General features: G+C 71.1%; 18 protein-coding genes and 1 pseudogene. 10 read left to right on the forward strand and 9 right to left on the reverse strand.

What is annotated here, in order from left to right; translation table 11 throughout:
• The first annotated feature begins 61 nt into the window (after positions 1–61).
• Positions 62–277, forward strand: a complete 216-nt coding sequence (locus BLU84_RS00830; protein WP_074861698.1) for a hypothetical protein — start codon at positions 62–64, stop codon at positions 275–277.
• Positions 278–639: 362 nt separating this feature from the next.
• Here BLU84_RS00830 and BLU84_RS00835 read toward each other — a convergent pair whose 3' ends face one another.
• A complete protein-coding gene (locus tag BLU84_RS00835; protein WP_074861699.1) occupies positions 640–1,233 on the reverse strand; it encodes a nucleotidyltransferase family protein in 594 nt (197 codons plus the stop codon).
• Positions 1,234–1,236: 3 nt separating this feature from the next.
• Positions 1,237–2,247, reverse strand: coding sequence for an XdhC family protein (locus BLU84_RS00840; protein ID WP_074861700.1), 1,011 nt, complete (start codon positions 2,245–2,247; stop codon positions 1,237–1,239).
• Between the two features lie 356 nt (positions 2,248–2,603).
• On the opposite strand from BLU84_RS00840, the gene BLU84_RS00845 reads away from it, so the two are divergent.
• From BLU84_RS00845 to BLU84_RS00855, 3 genes are read left to right on the forward strand one after another with little or no spacing between them, the layout of a single operon-like run.
• Entirely contained in the window at positions 2,604–3,152 is a 549-nt protein-coding gene (locus BLU84_RS00845) for a (2Fe-2S)-binding protein (protein WP_083382219.1), read from the forward strand.
• A 56-nt stretch (positions 3,153–3,208) separates the two neighbouring features.
• Entirely contained in the window at positions 3,209–5,398 is a 2,190-nt protein-coding gene (locus BLU84_RS00850) for a xanthine dehydrogenase family protein molybdopterin-binding subunit (protein WP_074861701.1), read from the forward strand.
• Positions 5,399–5,409: 11 nt separating this feature from the next.
• Positions 5,410–5,997: a hypothetical protein gene (locus BLU84_RS00855; RefSeq protein WP_139174513.1), complete on the forward strand. Its 588-nt coding sequence runs from the start codon at positions 5,410–5,412 to the stop codon at positions 5,995–5,997.
• Between the two features lie 996 nt (positions 5,998–6,993).
• Here the strand turns inward: BLU84_RS00855 and BLU84_RS00860 are convergent.
• The 5 genes and pseudogenes from BLU84_RS00860 to BLU84_RS00880 form a co-directional block, all read right to left on the reverse strand.
• Positions 6,994–7,887, reverse strand: a pseudogene (locus BLU84_RS00860) (cation diffusion facilitator family transporter); the annotation flags it as partial.
• A 118-nt stretch (positions 7,888–8,005) separates the two neighbouring features.
• Positions 8,006–11,278 (reverse strand): efflux RND transporter permease subunit, encoded by a 3,273-nt coding sequence (locus tag BLU84_RS00865; RefSeq protein ID WP_074861703.1) that lies wholly within the window; start codon positions 11,276–11,278, stop codon positions 8,006–8,008.
• Positions 11,268–12,299, reverse strand: a complete 1,032-nt coding sequence (locus BLU84_RS00870; RefSeq protein ID WP_074861704.1) for an efflux RND transporter periplasmic adaptor subunit — start codon at positions 12,297–12,299, stop codon at positions 11,268–11,270. Before BLU84_RS00870 ends, BLU84_RS00865 begins: the two co-directional genes overlap by 11 nt.
• Positions 12,296–13,654, reverse strand: a complete 1,359-nt coding sequence (locus BLU84_RS00875; RefSeq protein WP_083382221.1) for a TolC family protein — start codon at positions 13,652–13,654, stop codon at positions 12,296–12,298. Before BLU84_RS00875 ends, BLU84_RS00870 begins: the two co-directional genes overlap by 4 nt.
• Positions 13,655–13,782: 128 nt before the next feature.
• Positions 13,783–14,142 carry a hypothetical protein gene (locus BLU84_RS00880; RefSeq protein WP_074861705.1) on the reverse strand — a complete coding sequence of 120 codons (360 nt, stop codon included), beginning with the start codon at positions 14,140–14,142 and terminating at the stop codon, positions 13,783–13,785.
• Positions 14,143–14,504: 362 nt separating this feature from the next.
• Here BLU84_RS00880 and BLU84_RS00885 point away from each other — a divergent pair, with 362 nt between their 5' ends.
• The 6 genes from BLU84_RS00885 (at position 14,505) to BLU84_RS28080 (ending at position 19,928) form a co-directional block, all read left to right on the forward strand.
• Positions 14,505–15,557, forward strand: coding sequence for a TonB family protein (locus BLU84_RS00885; protein WP_139174515.1), 1,053 nt, complete (start codon positions 14,505–14,507; stop codon positions 15,555–15,557).
• Positions 15,558–15,628: 71 nt separating this feature from the next.
• Positions 15,629–16,318, forward strand: a complete 690-nt coding sequence (locus BLU84_RS00890) for an alpha/beta hydrolase (RefSeq protein WP_074861706.1) — start codon at positions 15,629–15,631, stop codon at positions 16,316–16,318.
• Positions 16,319–16,330: 12 nt separating this feature from the next.
• The gene (locus tag BLU84_RS00895) at positions 16,331–17,401 is read left to right on the forward strand and encodes a sensor histidine kinase (RefSeq protein ID WP_074861707.1); all 1,071 of its coding nucleotides are present in this window, start codon (positions 16,331–16,333) and stop codon (positions 17,399–17,401) included.
• Between the two features lie 17 nt (positions 17,402–17,418).
• On the forward strand, positions 17,419–18,153 hold the full coding sequence (locus BLU84_RS00900) for a LytR/AlgR family response regulator transcription factor (RefSeq protein WP_074861708.1): 735 nt from the start codon (positions 17,419–17,421) through the stop codon (positions 18,151–18,153).
• 716 nt (positions 18,154–18,869) lie between these two features.
• The gene (hemC, locus tag BLU84_RS00905; RefSeq protein ID WP_074861709.1) at positions 18,870–19,811 is read left to right on the forward strand and encodes a hydroxymethylbilane synthase; all 942 of its coding nucleotides are present in this window, start codon (positions 18,870–18,872) and stop codon (positions 19,809–19,811) included.
• Between the two features lie 39 nt (positions 19,812–19,850).
• Positions 19,851–19,928 carry a DUF6053 domain-containing protein gene (locus tag BLU84_RS28080; protein WP_484502528.1) on the forward strand — a complete coding sequence of 26 codons (78 nt, stop codon included), beginning with the start codon at positions 19,851–19,853 and terminating at the stop codon, positions 19,926–19,928.
• Positions 19,929–20,176: 248 nt separating this feature from the next.
• Here BLU84_RS28080 and BLU84_RS28995 read toward each other — a convergent pair whose 3' ends face one another.
• Together BLU84_RS28995 and BLU84_RS00910 are read right to left on the reverse strand one after the other, a co-directional pair.
• Positions 20,177–20,251, reverse strand: a complete 75-nt coding sequence (locus BLU84_RS28995; protein WP_484502529.1) for a DUF6053 domain-containing protein — start codon at positions 20,249–20,251, stop codon at positions 20,177–20,179.
• Between the two features lie 142 nt (positions 20,252–20,393).
• Positions 20,394–21,074, reverse strand: coding sequence for a DUF481 domain-containing protein (locus tag BLU84_RS00910; protein WP_074861710.1), 681 nt, complete (start codon positions 21,072–21,074; stop codon positions 20,394–20,396).
• Positions 21,075–21,164 lie beyond the last annotated feature (90 nt).

Here is a 21,164-nt window from a genome sequence, read left to right on the forward strand (position 1 = left end):
AGATCCGCTGAAGCGGACATCCCCCAGACCGGGCCGGCTGAACTTCTCACAAGGATGACCCATGTTCCGCGTCGAACTGAAGCAGCGTGACGGCGGCGACGACCGTGCGTTGGCCGTGGCGATCGCAGAAATCGGACAGGAGTACCGCAGCGCCGAAGCGGCGCTGAAATCCGTGCTGCCCTCGGCCCGGAAATACGCGGCGCAGGCCCGCAAAGGGCTGTGGCTGCGTATTTACGATGCCGACTCGCAGCCCGTGTTTGGCACGCTGGTTCCCTAGGGCCGGCGTGCGGTTTGCGCCGCCCGGCTGACAGGGAGTCTGGCCGGGCGGCGCGGGCCTTCGCCGATGAACCTCCTCATCGAATCGTTCCTTCCCCGCCGTCGGGGCGGCCGCGTCGTGTGCGCGGTTGCGCGCCGGCTGGGGTCATAGGTCGCGGCCGCATTCCCCAGGCCGTCCCCGGCCCTCCCCAGCGGCCGCGGCCTATGACCCGAGTCGGTACGAGCCAGGCATAGATCCGTTTGCCCCCTGTAGGAGCGGCGCGAGCCGCGACTGCGACCTCACCGGTACGACGCAAGCGCGATGTCGCAGTCGCGGCTCGCGCCGCTCCTACAGGGAGATAGCGGACTTTCGCGCAGGTCCGGTCAGGCCGGATCTAGCCAGCCGCGCGCGATCGCTGCGTCCACGTCGCCCGGGGTGTCGAGGTCGAGTTCCAGCTCCGGCGCGCGCAGTCGCCACACTGCGCCGTCCGGGGCCTGCGCCAGGGCGGCGCCGAAGCCGCGGTCGCCGCGCAGATCGGTGGCGTCGCGCCACAGCGCCGGGGCGATCAGCACCGGCACGCCGAGCGCGCCGGCGTGTTCGGTCGCGGCGCAGCCGGCGGCGGCCGCGCCGTCGCGCAGGGCGTGCAGGTGGGCGAGCTCCAGCGCGGGTTGATCGCAGGCCAGCACCAGCACCGCGCCGTCGAAGCCGGCGAGCGCGCGCGCCGCTGCGGCCAGGCTCGCGGCCATGCCGTCCTGCCAATCCGGGTTGAGCACGGCTTCCACCGCCAGCCCGTCGAGTTCGCCGCGCAGCGCGTCGGCGCGCGCGCCGAGCACCACCAGGGTGCGCGCCGCGCCGCTGGCCAGCGCCAGCCGCGCGCCGCGGCGCAGCAGGGTTTCGCCGTCGCGGCGCAGCAGTTGCTTGGGCCGACCGAGGCGACGGCTGGCGCCGGCGGCGAGCAGGACGGCAGCGAACTCCACCGCTCACGCCCCGCCGTGGCGATGGCGCTGCAACTGCGCGGCCACGCTCAGCGCGATCGCTTCGGGCCCTTCGCCGCCCAGCGCCAGGCCGATCGGCGAATGCAGGCGCGGCGCCAGCGATTCGCGCGCGCTCGCCGGCAGCACCCGGAACAGGTCGTCGCGGCGACGCTGCGGGCCGAGCAGGCCGACGAAGCCGATCGCCTGGCCGCTATCGCCGCCGAGCTGCTCCAGCGCCTCGCGGTCGAGTTCGAAGTGGTGGTGCATGACCAGCGCGGCGTCGTGCGTACGTGCGGTCGCCAGCGCCTGCGCGGGCGCGCGGGCGACGGCGTGGTCGGCCAGCGCCGCGAGTGCGGCCCAGCGCGGGCGGCGTTCGACCAGGGTGGTCATCCAGCCCAGCGTGCGCAGCAGCGGCAGCAGCGTCGGGGTTTCCGGGCCGGCGCCGAGCACCAGCACCGACGGCGGCGCGGCGATCTCCAGGCGCCAGCGGTCGCTGCCGGCGGCCCACGGCAGCGGCGCGGCGGGCAGGGTCCAGCGCTGGCGTTCGTCGCCGACCGATGCGGCCAGCGCGCCGCCGGCTTGCAGGTCCAGGCGCAGGTCGCCGTGGCCGCGGCGCCATTCGTCGATCAGCGCCGGCCATTCGCGCAGCGCCGCCAGCGGCAGCAGCGCCAGGCGCAGCCGGCCGCGGCACCCCGGCGCGGAGCCGGCGAACAGGTCTTCGTCGCTGCGGGTGTCGATGTCCATCCAGCCGACGCCCTGGCCGGCCGCGGCTTCGGCCGCGCGCTGCTCGATCTCCGGTTCGATGCAGCCGCCGCTGAGCCAGCCGACCTGGCCCTCGCGCGCGCCGAACAAGGCCAGCGCGCCGGCACGCACATACGTGGAGCCCTCGGTTTCCAGCACCAGCGCCAGGGTCGCCGGATCGCCGCGCGCGGCGGCCGCGGCGCTGGCCTCGACGACCGCACGCACGCCGCCGGGTGCGCTGCGCGGCAAGGAGCTGGGTTCCGGCGAATCGGCCATGGGCGGCTGCCGTGGGCGGGGTGGGGTCGAGTCTAGAACGACTGTGGCGGCGCGACACGCGGCGACGGCGCTTGGCGCAGCAGGCAAATGTGCGCTGCGGCAGTTTTAGGCAAGCCATCGATACTGCGGCCGCATCGCCGATCCAGGCGGCGCGGGCATTTTGCCGATGGGTTGCGAGTCGGCGGAGAAAATCGCCCGCATCCGGCCGCGCCCGCGTGCGGTTTCCGGCAAGCGCGCATCGCCGCGCGCTTGCGCGACGCGCGTCAAGCATCGCCGCACCGGCGCCGGCGCGTTCTGGCGAATCGGCCGAAGCCGGGTGTAGGCTCGAACCACCCCAGCCGCCGCGAGGGATGCCGATGAAGCTCAACGTCAACGGCGCCGACCACGAGGTCGACGCGCCGCCGGACATGCCGCTGCTGTGGGTGCTGCGCGACCTGCTGCATCTGACCGGCACCAAGTTCGGATGCGGTATCGCCCAGTGCGGGGCCTGCACCGTGCACGTCGACGGTTCCCCGCGCCGCGCCTGCGTGACGCCCGCGGCGACCGTGCAGGGCCGCAAGATCGTCACCATCGAAGGCCTCGGCCGCGACGGCCCGCATGCGGTGCAGCGCGCCTGGGCCGAGATCGACGTGGTCCAGTGCGGCTACTGCCAGTCCGGCCAGATCATGTCCGCCGCGGCCTTGCTGAGCAAAATCCCGCAGCCCACCGACACCGACATCGACCAGGCGCTGTCCGGCAACATCTGCCGCTGCGGCACCTATCCGCGCATCCGCGCGGCGGTGCATCGGGCCGCGCAGATCGCCGGCGGCCGCGCGGCGGCCGACACCGACCAACGCAGCGACGAACGCGCCGACCACGCGCTGCCGTTGCCGCTGCCGGTGCTGCGCAACATCGAAACCGCCTGACCGTTCCGCGGCCGCGGCGTCCGCCGCGACCGCACCGCGTTTGCAAGGAGGTGGCTGTGAACACCCTCGACGCGCCCTCGCGGCGCCGGTTCCTCAAGAGCGGCGCGCTGATCGGCGGCGGCCTGGTGGTCGGCTTCGTCGTGCCCGGCGCCAAGCGTTTCGCCGCCGCCGCGCCGGCCGCGGCCGCAGCGGCGTCGGCGGGCTTCGCGCCCAACGCGTTCTTGCGCGTGGGCAGCGACGACACCGTCACCGTGCTGCTGTCGCATTCGGAAATGGGGCAGGGCATCTGGACCGGGCTGGCGATGCTGATCGCCGAAGAGCTCGACGCCGACTGGTCGAAGATCAAGGTCGAGCACGCGCCGGCCGCGCCGGCGTATGCGCACACCCTGTTCGGCATGCAGATGACCGGCGGTTCCACCAGCACCTGGACCGAGTTCGAGCGCTACCGCATGGCCGGGGCGACGGCGCGCGCGCTGTTGCTGGCGGCCGCATCGAAACGGCTCGGCGTGCCGGTAGAACAACTGCGCACCGAGAACGGAGCGGTGATCGCAGGCTCGCGCCGGCTGCGCTACGGCGAACTCGCCGCCGCGGCGGCCGCGCTGCCGCCGCCGGCGACGCCGCCGACGCTCAAGGACGCCAAGGACTGGAAGATCATCGGCAAGCCGACCCGGCGCCTGGACGGGCCGGAGAAGATCGACGGCCGCGCCAAGTTCGGCATGGACGTTCAGTTCGAAGGCCTGCTGACCGCGCTGGTCGCGCGCGCGCCGGTGTTCGGCGGCACGGTGAAATCCTTCGACGACCGCGCCGCGCGCGCGGTGGCGGGCGTGCGCGACGTGGTCCAGGTGCCGTCGGGCGTGGCCGTGGTCGCCGATCACTACTGGGCGGCCAAGCAGGGGCGCGATGCGCTCAAGATCGATTGGGACACCGGCCCGCACGCGGCCGGCCTGGACGATGCCAAGCTGCGCGCCGAATTCGCCCGGCTGGCCGCGGCCGGCGGCGGCGCGGTGGCGTCGAAAGCCGGCGACGCGGACGCGGCGCTCAAGCGCGCGGCCAAGGTGATCGAAGCCGAATACCACGTGCCCTACCTCGCGCACGCGCCGATGGAGCCGCTCAACTGCACGGTCAAGATCGATGCCGACCGCTGCGAGATCTGGACCGGCACCCAGTTCCAGACCATGGACCAGGGCGTGGCGGCCAAGATCACCGGCCTGGCGCCGGAGCAGGTGCAGATCCACACCACCTTCCTCGGCGGCGGCTTCGGCCGCCGCGCGACGCCGAGCTCGGACTTCGTCTCCGAAGCCGTGCACGTGGCCAAGGCCGCGGGCAAACCGGTCAAGACGGTGTGGTCGCGCGAGGACGATGTGCGCGGCGGCTATTACCGGCCGATGTACCTGCAGCGCGCGCGCATCGGCCTGGACGCGCAGGGACGGCCGGTGGCGTGGAAGCACGTCATGGTCGGCCAGTCGATCATCACGGGCTCGCCGTTCGAGAAGGCGCTGGTCAAGAACGGCATCGACTCGACCTCGGTCGAGGGCGTGGCCGATTCGCCCTACCTGCGCGACATCGGCGATCGCTTCGTCGAACTGCATTCGCCTCAGACCGGCATTCCGGTGCTGTGGTGGCGCTCGGTCGGCCACAGCTACAACGCGTTCGTCATGGAGAGCCTGATCGACGAGGCCGCGCACGCGGCCGGGCGCGATCCGGTCGAGTACCGACGTTCGCTGCTGGGTGCGCATCCGCGCCATCTGGCGGCGCTGAACCTGGTTGCCGAGAAAGCCGGCTGGGGCGGGAAACTGCCCGCGGGCCGCGCGCGCGGCGTGGCCGTGCACGAATCCTTCGGCAGCTACATCGCCCAGGTCGCCGAGGTTTCGCTGCTCGACGCGCCCGGCGGCGGCAAGCGCATCCGCGTGCACCGCTTCGTTTGCGCGATCGACTGCGGGCTGGCGGTCAATCCCGACGGCGTGCGCGCGCAGATGGAATCGGGCATCAACTTCGGCCTGGGCGCGGCGCTGTACAGCGAGCTGACGTTCAAGGACGGCCGGGTGCAGCAGTCCAACTACCACGACTACCGCGTGCTGCGCCTGGACGAGGCGCCGGCGATCGAGGTGCACATCCTTGCCAGCGCGGAAAAGATGGGCGGCGCCGGCGAGCCGGGCACCGCGCCGGTGGCGGCGGCGGTGGCCAATGCGGTGTTCGCGTTGAGCGGGCAGCGGCTGCGCGAGCTGCCGTTGCGAGCGAAGGCTTGAGGAGAACGACGATGCGCGCAACTCCCGCGATTCTCGCCGCGTTGGCGCTGGCGCCGTTGCTGGCGGTGTTCGGCGCCGGTTCCAAGCCCGCGCCGGCGTCCGACGCGCGCGCGGTGGCGGCTTTCGCCACGGTGCAGAAGGTGTTCCAGCATCCGCGCTGCCAGAACTGCCATATCCCCGGCGACCAGCCGCTGCAGTTCGACGACGGCCGCCCGCACGCGCAAGGCGTGGTGCGTGGCCCCGAAGGCAAGGGCGCGGCCGGGTTGCCGTGTTCGACCTGCCACGGCGAAGCCAACTTGCCGGCCAGCTACGGCCCCGATGCGCCGCCGGGCGCACCGCATTGGCAGTTGCCGCCGCCCGAGCACAAGATGGCCTGGATCGGGCTGCCGGCGCCGCAGTTGTGCGCGATGATCAAGGATCGCGAGCGCAATGGCGGGCGCGATTTCGCTGCGCTGATCAAGCATGTCAGCGAGGACAAGCTGGTGTTGTGGGGGTGGGCGCCGGGCGGGGAACGTGCGCCGGTGCCGGTGGCGCATGATCGGTTTGTGGAGGCGTTCAGGACTTGGGCGGATGCGGGGGGGCCTTGTCCTAAGGGGTGAGGAGTGGGTGTTTCGTTGTTGTCCGATTGTCGTGGTCGCGGCTTGCGCCGCTCCTACAGTCGGATACGAAACTTGCCGGAGCCCCACAACTCCCACGCCGTCATTCCGGCGAAAACCGGAATCCGTTTTGCTGTTGTCGTTGCTCCTCGCTCCCCCCGCCGCTCCGAACTCGCCACAGGTAATCGTAGACCCGAAGGGCGGCGCGCAGGACGCGCGCCGTGCGCCACCCAGGCCATGGATGGCCTGTGTGGCGCATCCCCGCGTCCGCTCCGCCCCCCCGATAGGGCGGCGCACAGGATGTGCGCCGTGCGCCACCCAGGCCATGGATGGCCTGTGTGGCGCATCCCCGCGTCCGCTCCGCCCCCTAGTGGCTCTTGATTCGAAAACAAGGAAAGCGCCTTTCTTTGGTTACTTTCTTTGGCAAGACAAAGAAAGTGACCCGGCCGCTTGCGGACGGAAGCTTTGGATTGCAGCTTGTCCTCACTCGCCATCCGAGTAACGACGAAAACCACCGCGGAACGCCCCCTGTAGGAGCGACGCAAGTCGCGACCACGCCAACGAACCTACGACAAACTCAACCTAAGCCTGTTGGCTGCGTTTGACGACCAGCGAAGATCAACAGCTTCCGTCCGCAAGCGGCCGGGTCACTTTCTTTGTCCAAAGCAACAAAGAAAGTAACCAAAGAAAGTGCTTTCCCCTGTTTCGAATCAAAAGCCACTAGCGCTCGGAGCCTGCACAGGGATGCGCCACACAGGCCATCCATGGCCTGGGTGGCGCACGGCGCGCGTCCTGCGCGCCGCCCTTCGGGTCTCTGATTGCCTGTGGCGAGTTCGGGGCGGCGGGGGGAGCTAAGAGCGACGGCAACAGCAACGGCAACGGCAACATGGATTCCGGCTTTCGCCGGAATGACGGGTTGGAGGTTGCGGGCTTCGGATGACTGCGGCAGAGCTCAGCGAGTTCGGTTGATTTCGTTCTCAGCGCCAACACTCAAGCATGCGGCGCATCGCAGACCTCTCCATCGCACGCCTCGCTCTCGATCTGCAAGGTGCAATGCTCGATGCCGTAGCGCTCGTCAAGCAGTTTGGCCAGCTCACGCCGCAAGGCGTCGCCGTCGGTGCCCGGCGTCACCACCAGGTGCGCGGTCAGTGCGGGGGTGCTCGAGCCCAGCGACCACACGTGCAGGTCGTGCACGCCGGCTACGCCGGCGCTGGAGGCCAGCAGGGCGCGCACGGCGTTGAGGTCGACGCCTTTGGGGACGCCTTCCATCAGCACGTTGCCGGCTTCGCGCAGCAGGGTCCAGGTGCGCGGCAGTACCCACAGGCCGATCAACACCGCCAGCGCGGGGTCGATCCAGGCCCAGCCGGTGAAGCGGATCGCGATCGCGCCGAGGATCACCGCGACCGAGCCGAGCATGTCGCTCCACACTTCCAGGTAAGCGCCCTTCATGTTGAGGCTTTCGCCGCTGCCGGCCTGCAGCAGGCGCATCGCGATCAGGTTCACCGCCAGGCCCAGCGAGGCGATGATCAGCATGCCGGTGGTGGCGATTTCCGGCGGCTGGCTGAAGCGGCCGATGGCTTCGTAAAGGATGTAGCCGGCGACCAGGAACAGCATCAGGCCGTTGGCCATCGCGCCCAAGGCTTCCATGCGCGCGTAGCCGAAACTGCGCTTGGCGTCGGGCGGTTTGCGGCTCAGCCGCACCGCGGTCAGCGCGATCATCAGCGCGACGGTGTCGGTGCCCATGTGCGCCGCGTCGGACAGCAGCGCCAGGCTGTTGGTGAGGAAGGCGCCGATGACCTCGGCGATGAGGAAACCGCCGGTCAGGCCCAGCGCCCACCACAGCGGTTTTTCGTGGCGGATCGCAGTGGTGCCGTGGTCGTGTCCGCTGCCCATGTCGATTCTCCGTCAGTGCGGGCCGCCGCCGGGCGGCGACGGCCCATTCAAGCGCGCCGAGCGTGAGCGCGGCGGCATGGACGCGGGCCGTCTCGCGACGGCCCGCGCGTGGCCGGCGTCAGTGCGCCGGCGCGGGTTCGCCCGGCGGCAACGCCGCAGGCGCCGGCGTATCGCTGTCGCCGCGCTCTTCGTTGCGGTGCAGCCAGCGGTACAGCACCGGCAGCACCAGCAAGGTCAGCAGGGTCGAGGAGACGATGCCGCCGATCACCACGGTCGCCAGCGGCCGCTGCACTTCCGAGCCGGCGCCGACGTTGAAGGCCATCGGGATGAAGCCCAGCGAGGCCACCAGCGCGGTCATCAGCACCGGCCGCAGGCGTCCGAGCGCGCCGTCGACGATGGCGTTGTCGAGCGGATCGCCCTGTTCGCGCAGCTTGCGGATGAAGGCGATCATCACCAGGCCGTTGAGCACCGCCACGCCCGACAGCGCGATGAAGCCCACGCCGGCGGAGATCGACAGCGGTATCCCGCGCAGCCACAGCGCGATCACGCCGCCGGTAAGCGCCAGCGGCACGCCGCTGAACACGATCGCGGCGTCCTTGGCCGAGCCGAAGGCCATGAACAACAGGGCGAAGATCAGCACCAAAGTCACCGGCACCACCACCGCCAGGCGCTGGCTGGCCGAGATCAACTGCTCGAAGGTGCCGCCGTAGCCGATCCAGTAGCCTTCCGGCAGCTTCACCTGCGCGTCGATGCGCGAGCGCAGATCGGTCACGAACCCGCCCAGATCGCGATCGCGCACGTTCGCGGTCACCACGATGCGGCGCTTGCCGTTCTCGCGGTTGATCTGGTTCGGGCCGAGCACCGACTTGATCGCCGCGACCTCGCGCAGCGGCACCGTGCGCGGCGCGCCGGCGAGCCAGGTGGCGTCGCGGCTGGACTCGTCGCGATCGCCGGTGCTGGCCGGCAGCGGGATCGGCAGGTCGGCCAGCGCGGCCGGATCCTGGCGCAGGTGCTCCGGCAGGCGCACCACCAGGTCGAAGCGGCGGTCGCCTTCGAAGAACTGGCCCGCGACTTCGCCGCCGACCGCGGTGGCCACGGTCTCCTGCACCGCCGCCGGGTTGAGCCCGTACACCGCCAAAGCGCGATGGTTCGGCTCGATGCTCAGCATCGGCAGGCCGGTGACCTGTTCGGTCTTCACGTCCGCCGCGCCCGGCACCTGCCGCGCCACCGCCTCGATCTGCTGCGCGACCTTGAGCAACTGCTGCAGGTCGTCGCCGTAGACCTTGACCGCGACGTCGGCGCGCACGCCCGAGATCAGCTCGTTGGTGCGCATCTGGATCGGCTGGGTGAACTCGAAGTTGTTGCCGGGCAGGGTGCGGGCGATGGCTTCGATCTCCTCCATCACCGCGTCCTTGGTCTTCTTCGGATTCGGCCATTGATCGCGCGGCTTGAGGATCACGTAGGCGTCGCCGATCGATGGCGGCATCGGGTCGCTGGCCACTTCCGAGGTGCCGACGCGGCTGAACACCCGCTCGACTTCGGGCATCACCCGCAGCGCCTGCTCGAGGTTCTTCTGCATCGTCACCGACTGGGTCAGGCTGGTGCCGGGGATGCGCATGGCCTGCACCGCGACGTCGCCCTCGTCGAGGCTGGGGACGAACTCGGTGCCCATGCGCGTGGCGATGAAGCCGCTGACGATCACCAGCGCGGCGGTGCCGCCGACCACGATCGCGCGGCTGCGCATCGCCCAGGCCAGCGCCGGCTCGTAGCGGCGCTTGAGCCAGGCCATGGCCTTGTTCTCTTTCTCGTCGACCTTGCCGCCGAGGAAGATCGCCACCGCCGCGGGCACGAAGGTCAGCGACAGCAGCATCGCGCCGGTCAGCGCCAGCACCACGGTGATCGCCATCGGGTGGAACATTTTTCCTTCGATGCCGCTGAGCGCGAAGATCGGCAGGTACACCGCGGTGATGATGCCCAGGCCGAACAGGCTGGGACGGATCACTTCGGCGGTGGCCTTGGCGGTGAGGTCGTAGCGCTCCTCGCGGGTCATCTCGCGGCCCAGCGAATGCTGCGCTTCGCCGAAGCGGCGCAGGCAGTTCTCGATGATGATCACCGCGCCGTCTACGATCAGGCCGAAGTCGAGCGCGCCCAGGCTCATCAGATTGCCCGAGACTCCGCCGCGGACCATGCCGGTGATGGTGAACAGCATCGCCAGCGGAATCACCAGCGCGGTGATCAGCGCGGCGCGGAAGTTGCCGAGCAGCAGGAACAGCACCACCACCACCAGCAGCGCGCCTTCGATCAGGTTCTTCGACACGGTGGCGATGGTGCGGTCGACCAGCGAGGTGCGGTCGTACACGGGGCTGGCGGTCACGCCCTTGGGCAGGCTGGCGTTGGCGACCTTGAGCTTTTCCGCCGAGGCCAGCGACACGTCGCGGCTGTTGGCGCCGACCAGCATGAACACCGTGCCGAGCACGACTTCGTGGCCGTTCTGGGTGGCCGCGCCGCTGCGCAGTTCCGGGCCTTCGCCGACGCTGGCGACGTCGCGGATGCGGATCGGCACGCCGTCGCGGCGGTCGAGCACGATTCCGCCGATCTGCTCGATGTTGCCGATCTGCCCCGGCACGCGCACCAGGAACTGCTCGCCGTTGCGTTCGATGTAGCCGGCGCCGACGTTCTGGTTGTTGGCCGCCAGCGCATTGACGATGTCGCGCTGGCTCAGGTTCAACGCCATCAGCCGCGCCGGATCCGGGGTGATGTGGATCTGCCGGGCGAAGCCGCCGGTGGTGTTGACCTCGGTGACGCCGGGGGTGTTGCGCAACTGCGGGCGGATCACCCAGTCCTGCAGGGTGCGAAGGTCGGTGGCGGTGTAGGCGCTGCCGTCGGGTTTGCGCGCCTTGGGATCGGCGTCGACGGTGTACATGAAGATCTCGCCCAGGCCGGTGGCGATCGGCCCGAGCTGCGGTTCCAGCCCGTCGGGGATCTGCGACTTGAGCTGCTGCAGGCGCTCGGCGACTTGTTGCCGGGCGAAGTACAGGTCGGTGCCGTCCTTGAACACCACGGTGACTTGCGAAAGCCCGTAACGCGAAAGCGAGCGCGTGTAATCGAGCTTGGGCAAGCCGGCCAGTGCGGTCTCGATCGGAAAGGTGACGCGCTGTTCGGCCTCCAGCGGCGAATAGCCCGGCGCCTGGGTGTTGATCTGCACCTGCACGTTGGTGATGTCGGGGGTGGCGTCGATCGGCAGCTTGGTGAAGCTCCACACGCCCAGGCCGATCAGCGCCAGGGTCAGCGCCAGCATCAGCCAGCGGTGGCGGATGGCGAAGCCGATGATGCGTTCCAGCGCGCCGGCCTTGCCCTCGGTGCCGTTGGGAGGCAGCGGCTCAGTGCTCATGCGAGGCCCCCGATTTTTCGATGTCGGCCTTGATCAGGAAGCTCTGCTCCACCACCACCTGCTCGCCGGCCTTGAGCCCGGACAGCACTTCGGCGCGGCGCGCGTCGCGGCGGCCGAGCTTGACCGGGCGCGCGCTGTAGCGCTCGCCGTCGCGCACGAACACGACATCGCCGTCGTCCATGCGCTGCAACGCGGTCAGCGGCACCGCCAACGCCACAGGCTGCTGTTCCACCGTCACCCGCGCGTGCACGGCCGAGCCGGGGCGCCACAGGCCGTCGGGGTTCTTGATCGAGGCGCGCGCGACCGTGCTCTGGCTGGCGGTGGCGGTGCCCGGCAGGATCCGGTCGATCACCGTGTCCACGCCTTTCTCGTCGCCCATGCGCATCACCGTCACCGGCAGGCCCGGGCGCAGATGCGAGGCATCGGCGCCGAACACGTGCAGGTCGACCCACAGCGTCGACAGGTCGGCGATTTCGAACAGCGCGGTGCCTTCCACCGCGACTTCGCCGACCGAGGCGTTGCGCGCCAGCACCACGCCGGAAATCGGCGCGGCGATGCTGTAGGTGGTCAGGCTGAGGTTGCTGTCGATGGTGGCCAGCGTCTGCCCGGCCTTGACCGGGTCGCCGATGTTGGCGCGCAGCGAGCGCACCGGGCCCGGATAGCGCGCGGTGATGCGCGCCACGCGGCCTTCCAGCGGGGTGATCAGGCCTTGCACGTCGTGTTCGTCGGCGACGGTGCCGGGGCCGGCCGCGGCGGCGACGATGCCGGAGCGGCGCGCGATCTCGTTCGGGATCGTGGTCGCTTCGGGCTTTTCTTCGCCTTCTTTTTCGCCGTGCCCGGCTTCGCCCGCGGCTTCCTTGTGCGCGTGGCCGGACTGGCCTTCGTCGGCATGGCCTTCGTCGGCGTGGTCGTCCTTGCCCTGCGCGGCGGCGGCCGGCGCGGCGGAATTTTTTTCCGCGCCGCCGCAGGCGCTCAGGGTCAGGGCCAGCAGGCCCGCGGCGATCAACAGTTCGGGCTTCATGGCGTGGCTCCTGCGGGGGCGGTGTTGGCGGCGAGGAAGGGCTCGCCGGTGAGGCGCTGGATTTCGATCAGCGCCAGTTGCGCATCCAGCGCGGCGTCCAGGCGTTGGCGTCGCACCGCGACGCTTTCGGCCTGCAACAGGGCCAGTTCCAGATAACTGATCGCGCCGGCGCGGTAGGCGTACTCGGCGGCTTTTTCGGCGCGCTCCAGGCGCGGCAGCACGTCCTGCTTCAGGCGCTGGGTTTCCAGCGCGCCCACCACGTAGCGGCCCTGCGCTTCCACCAGCGTGGAGTAAAGCGCCAGGCCCTTGGCTTCGCGTTCGGTTTCCAGCATCGCCACCTGCGCTTGTGCGCCGCGGATGCCGGGCTCGGCGCGCGCGGCCGCACCCAGCGGCATCGACACGCTGGCGATGAAGCCGAAGTCGCCGTTCTCCTGCTGCCGGCGCAGGCCGACTTGCCAGTCGACGTCGGCCTTGGACTGGGTCTGGGCCAGGCGCACGCGCGCCTCGGCGATGCGGCGCTGGTCGACGAAGCGGGCGAGTTCCGGATTGCGCTCCAGCAGGCTCGCCAGCGCGGTCGCTTCCTGGATCTGCGGCAGCGCGAACGGATCGCCGGCAACGGTCGCGAAGCCCGGATCGCGCTCGCCCCACAGCGCGGCGAGGAACTGGCGCGCGGCCAGCAGCGCGCGCTGGGCGCGGCTGCGGTCGAGCTCGGCGCGGGCCAGCTGCGCCTGCGCGGTCAGCAGGCCCGACTCGGGCGAGGCGCCGGCCTCCAGGCGCACGCGCGCGGCGGCGACGGCGCGCTTGCGCTGGGCGATGTCGAACTCGGCCAGGTCGATCCGGCGCTGTTCGGCGACCACGGCCAGATAGCGGCGCGCGGTTTCGGCGAGCAGGTCGAGGCGGCGGCCTTCGCGGTCCACCGCCAGCGCGTCGATGTTGCTCTGGGCGAAGGTGCGGCGCGCATCGAGCTTGCCGCCGCGTTCGAACACCGAGGCCAGGGTCAGGGTGAGTTCGGCCGCCTTGACCCCGCTGAGCGCACCGGTGCCCAGCGCGTTGTCGAACGACACGCCGGCCACGTACGCGGGTTTTTGCGCGGCGATGTCGCGCTCGGCTTCCAGCACGCTGCGCTGGTTGCCGAACAGGCGCAGGTCCGGGTGGCTGTCCTGGATCCGGCCGAAGGCGTCGTCGAGGGTGAACACCGAGCCGCCGCGCACAGCGGCGCCGGCTTCGGCGTGGGTGCCAGCCTGCGCGCCGGGCGGCGCTGCAGCGGGCGAGGGGGCAGCAACGGGCGGCCGCGCCTGTGCGGAAAAGCACAGCGCAGCCGTCAGGACGGCCAGGGCCGTCGGACGCAAACGCATGGGTTGTCTCCTGAATCGCTATCGACGCCGATGCGTGGGGCACGCAGGGCGCGGCTTGCTAGCTCGACGCGGTGGTCGGTTCGAGGCTAGGGACGTCGTGTCCAGCGCCGGCGAGGGCCGGCGGCGACTCAGGCGCGGATCGGTGGCCGCAGCGGTTGCGCGGGATCGGCCGCGACGAAGGCCGTGGCGCGCGCCGGGAGCGGGCTCGCGGGGGAGGGGGCGAGCAGCCCCAGCTCGATGCGCGGCAGCAAAGCGGCCTGCACGGCGCAGCAATGGGAGACGTGGCGTTGCAGATCGCCGCAGCCGTCCGGGTCGGGCAGGCCGCCGGCGTGGGCGGCGTCGAAGGTCAGCGCGGCGTTCGGCACCAGGTCGTCGAGTTCGCCGATCTCGCCGGCGAAGGCCAGCACCGGCTTGACCAGCATCACGGCGATGAGCACCCCGAAGACGAGGTGGCGCAACACATTCGTGAGGGCGGACGAGTCGGGCATGGCGCGATCATAGGAGCCGGCATGCGCGCAATACAATTTCAACGGCGCATATTCCGTTCAGTCTGGAGGCGCGTTTTCTGCGTATGGCCGCATGGCAGCGGTGTGGCGGCGTCGCGTGGCGCGCGCCGCGACATTCGGTCGCGCGGTTCGCTGCGGCCGCGCGCTGCGGCCGCCAGTGGACCGATTGCGCATCGCATCGCCGCCGCGCCGTCGCCATAATCCGCGCCGCGCGGCAGGACGCCCGAAGGCGCAGCCGGCGTGCACGCACCCGGCCGGACAGGTCGGGCGATGCCGCAACCGCGTCACATCCCCGGCCTAAGCTGCGCGCGCATTTCGCAGTTCGGTTGTACAGGGGGTTGGCAGTGACGTTTGTGATCGAGCCGGGGCGCATCGCCGCCGCCGGCCAGGGCTCGGGTGCGCGCCGCGGCGCGTCGGGTTGGCCGCTCGCCGCATTGGGCGCAGCGCTGGGATTGAGCCTGTTGGCGAGCGGTTGCGGCTCCGGCAAACCGCCGGCCGAAGCCGCGGCACCGGCGCCGGCGCCGGCCGCGCCCGCTGCCGAAACCGCCGCGCCGCTGCCGCCGGCCCTGGACGAACTCGATGCCGGCGGCCTGCGCGAACGCGCCGCGCGGGCCCTGCGCGAACAGCGCATCCACACTCCGGCCGGCGACAGCGCGGTCGATTACTACCTGGCGCTGCGCGACAAGGATCCCGGCCACGCCGACGTCGCCGCTGCGCTGACCGAATTGCAGCCCTACGTGGTCATCGCCGGCGAACAGGCCCTGGCCGACGCCGACCTGGCCGAATCCCAGCGCCTGACCGGCCTGCTGGCGCGCATGGACCCGCAGGCGCCGGCGCTGCCGCGCCTGCGCGAGGGCCTGCGCACGGCCCAGGCCGCGCACGACAAGCGCAGCCGCGAGGACGCCGAACGCCAGCTGGCCGAACGCACCGACGCCGCCAGCCGGGCCCAGAGCCAGGCCAGCGCCCAGGCCGCGCAGCGCGCCGCCGCGGCCAACGCCGCGCTCAAGGCCCAGGCCAACGCCAGCGCCGCCGCGGCCGACGAAGCCGCCGCGCGCGCGACCACCCCGGCCGCACCGATCCCGGCGCCGGTCGCCGCGGCCGCGCCGGCGCCCGCCGCGCGCACCGCGGCGCCGGCCAAGGCGATGCCGCGGCTGGTCGCCGACGCCAGCCCGCGCTACCCGCTGAGCGCGCTCAACCGCAAGCTCGAAGGCAGCGTCGAGGTCGCCTTCACCATCCAGCCCGACGGCAGCACCAGCGCGGCGCGGGTGGTCTCGGCCGAGCCGGCCGGGGTGTTCGAACAGGCCGCGCTGGCCGCGGTGGCGCGGCTGCGCTTCGAGCCCAGCGGCGAAAGCCACCCGGCCCGGCGCACCTTGAACTTCAAGCAACCCAAGCGCTGAGCGCAGGGGTTGAGCGCGGCCGCGGCGGCCGCGCGGTTGGCGCGGTCGGCGCGAGCGGCCACAATGCCGCGATGACTACCGCCGCCCCCGCCCTGTTGCAAACCGTCGAACTCGAAACCGGCCCGCAGCCGGCCTGGACCGTGCTGTGGCTGCACGGGCTGGGCGACAGCGGCGAAGGCTGGGCGCCGGTGGTGCCCGAGTTGCTGCGCCAGGGCTGGCCGTCCGTGCGCTTCGTGTTCCCGCACGCGCCGGTGCGGCCGGTGACGATCAACAACGGCGTGCGCATGCCCGCCTGGTACGACATCCGCGACTTCCAGGACCTGGCCAACCGCGCCGACGCCGAAGGCGTGGAGCAGTCGGTGGCCCAGGTCGAGGCGCTGATCGCGCGCGAGGCCGAGCGCGGCGTGCCGGCTTCGCGGGTGGTTTTGGCCGGCTTCTCGCAGGGCGGCGCGATCACCCTGGCCGCCGGCCTGCGCCGGCGCGAGCCGCTGGCCGGGCTGATCGCGCTGTCGACCTATCTGCCGCTGGGCGAGCGCCTGATCCGCGAGGCCGCGCCGCAGGCCAGCGCGCAGCCGGTGTTCATGGCCCACGGCAGCCACGACCCGGTGGTGCCGTTCCAGGGCGGCCAGCTGGCCGCCGCGGGCCTGCGCAGCCTGGGCTTCGAGGTCGAGTGGCACACCTATCCGATGGCGCACCAGGCCTGCGGCGAGGAAATCGAGGCCGTGGCCGACTGGCTCGGCCGGCGTTTCGCCCAGGCCTGACCGCAGGCGCCCATGGCCGACCCGCGCACCGGCACTCCCGCGAGCGAGCCCGAGCCCTGGCTGCCGGACCTGTGCCGGCTGCCGCGGCTGGTGGTCATGCTGAGCATGGCCGAGCTGATCGTGATCGTGCTGGCGCTGGCGCCGGACGGCAGCGCGTGGAACCTGAGCCGCTTCGTCTCCTCCAGCGCCTTCGCCCTGTGGCTGGCGCTGGCGATCTCGGTGCTGCTGTGCGTCTCGCGCCGGCAGCTGTCGCGGCTGCCGCCCGGGGTCGGCGGCTTCATCGCCACCGCCACCGCCGCGGCGATCGCCGCCGCGGTCGCCGCGGTGACCCATTCGATCGACTCGATCACCGGCCTGGGCCTGATCCCGGCCGGCACCGGCTTCGGCCGCTTCGTCGGCGGCACCGCCGCCATCGCGATCCTCGCGGTCAGCGTGGTGCTGCGCTATCTGTACGTCAACGACAGCTGGAAAGCGCAGGTGCGGGCCAACGCCCGCGCCGAGGTCGAGGCCCTGCAGGCGCGGATCAAGCCGCATTTCCTCTTCAACAGCATGAACACCATCGCCGGGCTGGTGCGCAGCGACCCGGTCGTGGCCGAGCGCGCGGTGCTGGACCTGTCGGACCTGTTCCGCGCCGCGCTGGGCGCGTCCAAGAGCGATTCCAGCCTGGCCGAGGAGGTGGAGCTGGCCGAGCGCTACCTGGCGATCGAGCAACTGCGCCTGGGCGAGCGCCTGCGCGTGGTCTGGCGCAAGCGCGAGCCGCTGCCGTGGAAAATGCCGCTGCCGCGGCTGGTGCTGCAGCCGCTGGTGGAGAACGCGGTCCTGCACGGGATCTCGCGCCTGCCCGGCGGCGGCGAGGTCGAAATCGAGCTGACCCAGCTCAGCGACCACCTGCTGCTGCGCATCCGCAACCCCGCCCCGACCCCGGCCGAGGGCCGCGCCGGCGCCCGCCACGCCCAGCACAGCATCGGCCAGCGCCTGCGCTATGCCTATGGACCCACGGCGCGGATGACCGCAGGATGGGACGGGGGCTACTATCTGTGCGAACTGCACGTGCCGACCGGGGTGGAGGCGCAGAGCCGATGAAGGGTGCGAGGCTGGCCATGAGAGTGGTGATCGCTGACGACGAACCGTTGGCGCGCGAACGCCTGCGCGGCCTGCTGGCGCAACGCCCGGACGTGGAGGTGGTGGCCGAGGCCGCCGACGGCCAGCACGCCCTGCACGCCTGCGCCGAGCACCGGCCGGACCTGGTCCTGCTCGACATCGCCATGCCCGGCATCGACGGGCTGGAGGCGGCGCGCCACCTGGCCGCGTTCGAGCCGCGCCCGGCGGTGGTGTTCTGCACCGCCTACGACGCCCACGCGCTGTCGGCGTTCGACGCCGAGGCCATCGATTACCTGGTCAAACCGGTGCGCGCCGAGCGCCTGGACGCCGCGCTCGAGCGCGTGCGCACCTTCGCCGCCGGGCGCGAGCGCGCCGGCGACGGCGAGACCGCGCCGGGCCAGGTGCGCAGCCACCTGTGCGCGCGCCTGCGCGGCAGTCTGCGGCTGATCCCGATCGAGGACGTGCATTATCTGCACGCCGAAGAGAAATACGTCATCGTGCACCACGCCCGCGGCGAAGACCTGATCGAGGAATCGCTGAAGTCGCTGGAGGACGAATTCGGCGAACGCTTCGTGCGCATCCATCGCAATTGCCTGGTGGCGCGGCACGAGATCGTCGAACTCAAGCGCAACGCCGAGGGCCATGTGCAGGCGATCCTGCGCCACGGCAAGCAGCCGCTGGAAGTGAGCCGGCGCTGCGTGGCTTCGCTGCGCGAGACGCTCAAGCATCTTTGAGCGGTTCGGGGTTCGACGGTTCGGGATTCGGCAGATCGCGGCATTTCCGCGGGAACTGCCTGTAGGAGCTGCGCAAGCTGCGACCGCGACACCGCGCTTGCGTCGCAGCTGAGAAGTCGCGGTCGCAGCTCGCGCAGCTCCTACAGGGGCTGGCGTTACGGCGGTGCGGGTGAGTGGAGTCTTCAGCGCCGTCGCTCACCTCGTCATTCCCGCGAAAGCGGGCTGCGTTTTTTTCGGCGGAGCCGAACATCCAGGGCCTTCAGCGTCATCTCTCACCCCGTCATTCCCGCGAAAGCGGGCTCCGCTTTTTTTCGGCGGAGCCGAATATCCAGAGCCTTCAGCGTCATCTCTCACCCCGTCACTCCCGCGAAAGCGGGAGTCCAGAGCCTTCAGCGTCATCTCCCACCTCGTCATTCCCGCGAAAGCGGGAATCCAGAGTCTTCAGAGTCATGTCTGGATAAAGCCCTGGATCCCCGCTTTCGCGGGGATGACGGTCGGGAGAGCGACGCAGGCGGCCGCAGTCGCGATCAAAGCTACGCAAGGAGATCGCCTCGCGGGCCCGGGGCGTCCGGCTTTAGTCCAGCTACGTCGAACCGATCGCCCGACCCTCGCTAGCCCTCTCTCCCAGCCACGCCGAAACCCACCCCGACCCGCAGCCGTTATCCCCACACACCGCCCCTTTGGCCCCAACCCGCCGCTGCGGCGATAATGCCCGCATGAAGACCCTGCGCATCGCTACCCGCAAAAGCCCGCTCGCCCTGTGGCAGAGCGAGCACGTCGCCGACCGCCTGCGCGCCGCGCACCCCGGACTGACGGTGACCCTGGTGCCGATGAGCACCCGCGGCGACGAGGTGCTGGACCGCTCGCTCGCCGCGATCGGCGGCAAGGGCCTGTTCCTCAAGGAACTCGAGCTGGCGATGCAGCGCGGCGAAGCCGACTGCGCCGTGCATTCGCTCAAGGACGTGCCGATGGAGCTCGATGCCGGCTTCGCCCTGCCGGCCGTGCTCGAACGCGCCGACTACGCCGACGCCTTCGTCAGCAACGACCACGACGGCATCGAGAACCTGCCGCCCGGCGCGTGCGTGGGCACCTCCTCGCTGCGCCGCCAGGCGCAACTGCGCGCGCTGCGCCCGGACCTGCAACTGCTGGACCTGCGCGGCAACGTCAACACCCGCCTGGGCAAGCTCGACGCCGGCGAGTACGACGCCATCGTCCTGGCCTGCGCCGGCCTGCAGCGGCTGGGCCTGGATGCGCGCATCCGCCGTCGCCTCGACGCGCCGCATTGGCTGCCGGCGCCGGCGCAGGGCGCGATCGCAGTGGAATGCCGCGAGGACGACGTGGCCACGCGCGAGCTGTGCGCCGCGCTCGACCACGCCGCTACCCGCACCTGCGTGGAGGCCGAGCGGGCGATGAACCGCAGCCTGCACGGCAGCTGCCACGTGCCGGTGGCCGCCTACGCCTGGCTCGACGGCGAGCACTTGCGGCTGGACGGCCTGGTCGGCTCGGCCGGCGACGGCCGCCGCGTGCGCGCGCACGGCGAAGGCCGCGGCGACGCGCCGCAATGCCTGGGCATCGAGGTCGCGCAGAAACTGCTGGAGCAGGGCGCGGGCGAATTCATCGCCGCGTCCTTGCTGAGTGGTGCCGGCGAAGACGACTGAAGCGCCGTGTGAGAGGGGCTTGAGCCTCGATGCTTTTGTATCCGAGGTGCAGTGGAGACCTGGGCCAAGAGCGTCGGGCCTGAAGGCCCTCCCACAATCGCAGCGCCATCGAGATGAGCTTATGTGGGAGGGGCTTGGGCCCCGACGCTTTTGTATCCGAGGCGCAGTGGCGACCTGAGCGAAGGGCGTCGGGCCTGAAAGCCCTCCCCCACAATCGCGGCGCCATCGAGATGAGCTTATGTGGGAGGGGCTTGAGCCCCGACGCTTTTGTATCCGAGGTGCAGTGGCGACCTGAGCGAAAAGCGTCGGGCCTGAAGGCCCTCCCACAATCGCAGCGCCATAGAGGGGTTTATGTGGGAGGGGCTTCAGCCCCGACGCTCTTGTGCCCGAGGTGCAGTAGCGACCTGAGCTAAAAGCGTCGGGCCTGAAGGCCCTCCCACAGTGGCCGCGCTGTCGATACAGGATCATGTGGGAGGGGCTTGAGCTCCGACGCTTTTGTATCCGAGGTGCAATGGCGACCTGAGCGAAGGGCGTCGGGCCTGAAGGCCCTCCCACAATCGCAGCCCGCGCCTGCGCTGCGGCTCAGAACCGCCGGATCAGTTCGATCGAACTCTCGGCGCTGTCGCTGCCGCCGCCGCCCTTGTTGTCGTGGCGGATGGCGAAGTCGGTTTCCAGCTTCCAGTTCGGGTACACGTCCACGTCCAGGCGCAGCGACTGTTTGACGAAGGTGTCGCCGCCGCCGCTTTCGACCTGCACGCGCTGGGTCCAGCGGGCGCGGTCGCTGATGCGCTGGCCGAGGTTGAGCTCGCCGCGGAACACCGCGCCGGTGCGGTTGATGCCGTCGTCGTACAGCGGCGCCAGGCGGTAGCCGGCGCCGAAGCTCAGGCCGATCTGGGTCGGGCCGTCGCGCACGGCCTGGACGCCGTAGCGGGTGCCGATGCGGTAGTCGTTGGAGTACATCGCCCGGCTCTCGCGCGAGCTGGCCGGGGCGCTGACGCCGCCGATGCCGACGCGCTGCTGGCCGGGCAGGGCCACATTGGGCCGCAGCGGCGGCAGTTCGGCCGGGTCGATGTCTGGCAGGCGGCTGGTGCGCGCCATCGCGGTGCGCCATTCCTCGTCGCCGCAGCGGGTGGAGAAACAGTACAGGCGCATCTGCGCCGGATCGCTCGCGATCGCGATCAGCGTGGGGTCGCCGCCATAGGCGGGCGTCGGCAATGTGACCAGGGGCGCGCCGAGCAGGGCGAGCCCGATTGCACCGAGCATCGTCTGGAAAGTGGCCGTGGGACGATTGAGGATAATGCCATGGAACCGATTACAGGACTGCGACCGGGCACGCCCCGGACAGGTTTTGGT

Source organism: Lysobacter enzymogenes (assembly GCF_900106525.1).
GTDB classification, from domain to species: Bacteria; Pseudomonadota; Gammaproteobacteria; order Xanthomonadales; family Xanthomonadaceae; genus Lysobacter; species Lysobacter enzymogenes.

Excerpts from the sequence above, each read along its gene's own strand:
- BLU84_RS00870 (WP_074861704.1), bottom strand. The coding sequence starts at position 12,299 with ATGAAGCCCGAACTGTTGATCGCCGCGGGCCTGCTGGCCCTGACCCTG.
- BLU84_RS00895 (WP_074861707.1), top strand. The coding sequence starts at position 16,331 with ATGGCCGACCCGCGCACCGGCACTCCCGCGAGCGAGCCCGAGCCCTGG.
- BLU84_RS00840 (WP_074861700.1), bottom strand. The coding sequence starts at position 2,247 with ATGGCCGATTCGCCGGAACCCAGCTCCTTGCCGCGCAGCGCACCCGGC.
- BLU84_RS00855 (WP_139174513.1), top strand. The coding sequence starts at position 5,410 with ATGCGCGCAACTCCCGCGATTCTCGCCGCGTTGGCGCTGGCGCCGTTG.
- BLU84_RS00875 (WP_083382221.1), bottom strand. The coding sequence starts at position 13,654 with ATGCGTTTGCGTCCGACGGCCCTGGCCGTCCTGACGGCTGCGCTGTGC.
- hemC (WP_074861709.1), top strand. The coding sequence starts at position 18,870 with ATGAAGACCCTGCGCATCGCTACCCGCAAAAGCCCGCTCGCCCTGTGG.
- BLU84_RS00830 (WP_074861698.1), top strand. The coding sequence starts at position 62 with ATGTTCCGCGTCGAACTGAAGCAGCGTGACGGCGGCGACGACCGTGCG.
- BLU84_RS00880 (WP_074861705.1), bottom strand. The coding sequence starts at position 14,142 with ATGCCCGACTCGTCCGCCCTCACGAATGTGTTGCGCCACCTCGTCTTC.
- BLU84_RS00845 (WP_083382219.1), top strand. The coding sequence starts at position 2,604 with ATGAAGCTCAACGTCAACGGCGCCGACCACGAGGTCGACGCGCCGCCG.
- BLU84_RS00890 (WP_074861706.1), top strand. The coding sequence starts at position 15,629 with ATGACTACCGCCGCCCCCGCCCTGTTGCAAACCGTCGAACTCGAAACC.
- BLU84_RS00900 (WP_074861708.1), top strand. The coding sequence starts at position 17,419 with ATGAGAGTGGTGATCGCTGACGACGAACCGTTGGCGCGCGAACGCCTG.
- BLU84_RS00865 (WP_074861703.1), bottom strand. The coding sequence starts at position 11,278 with ATGAGCACTGAGCCGCTGCCTCCCAACGGCACCGAGGGCAAGGCCGGC.
- BLU84_RS00910 (WP_074861710.1), bottom strand. The coding sequence starts at position 21,074 with ATGCTCGGTGCAATCGGGCTCGCCCTGCTCGGCGCGCCCCTGGTCACA.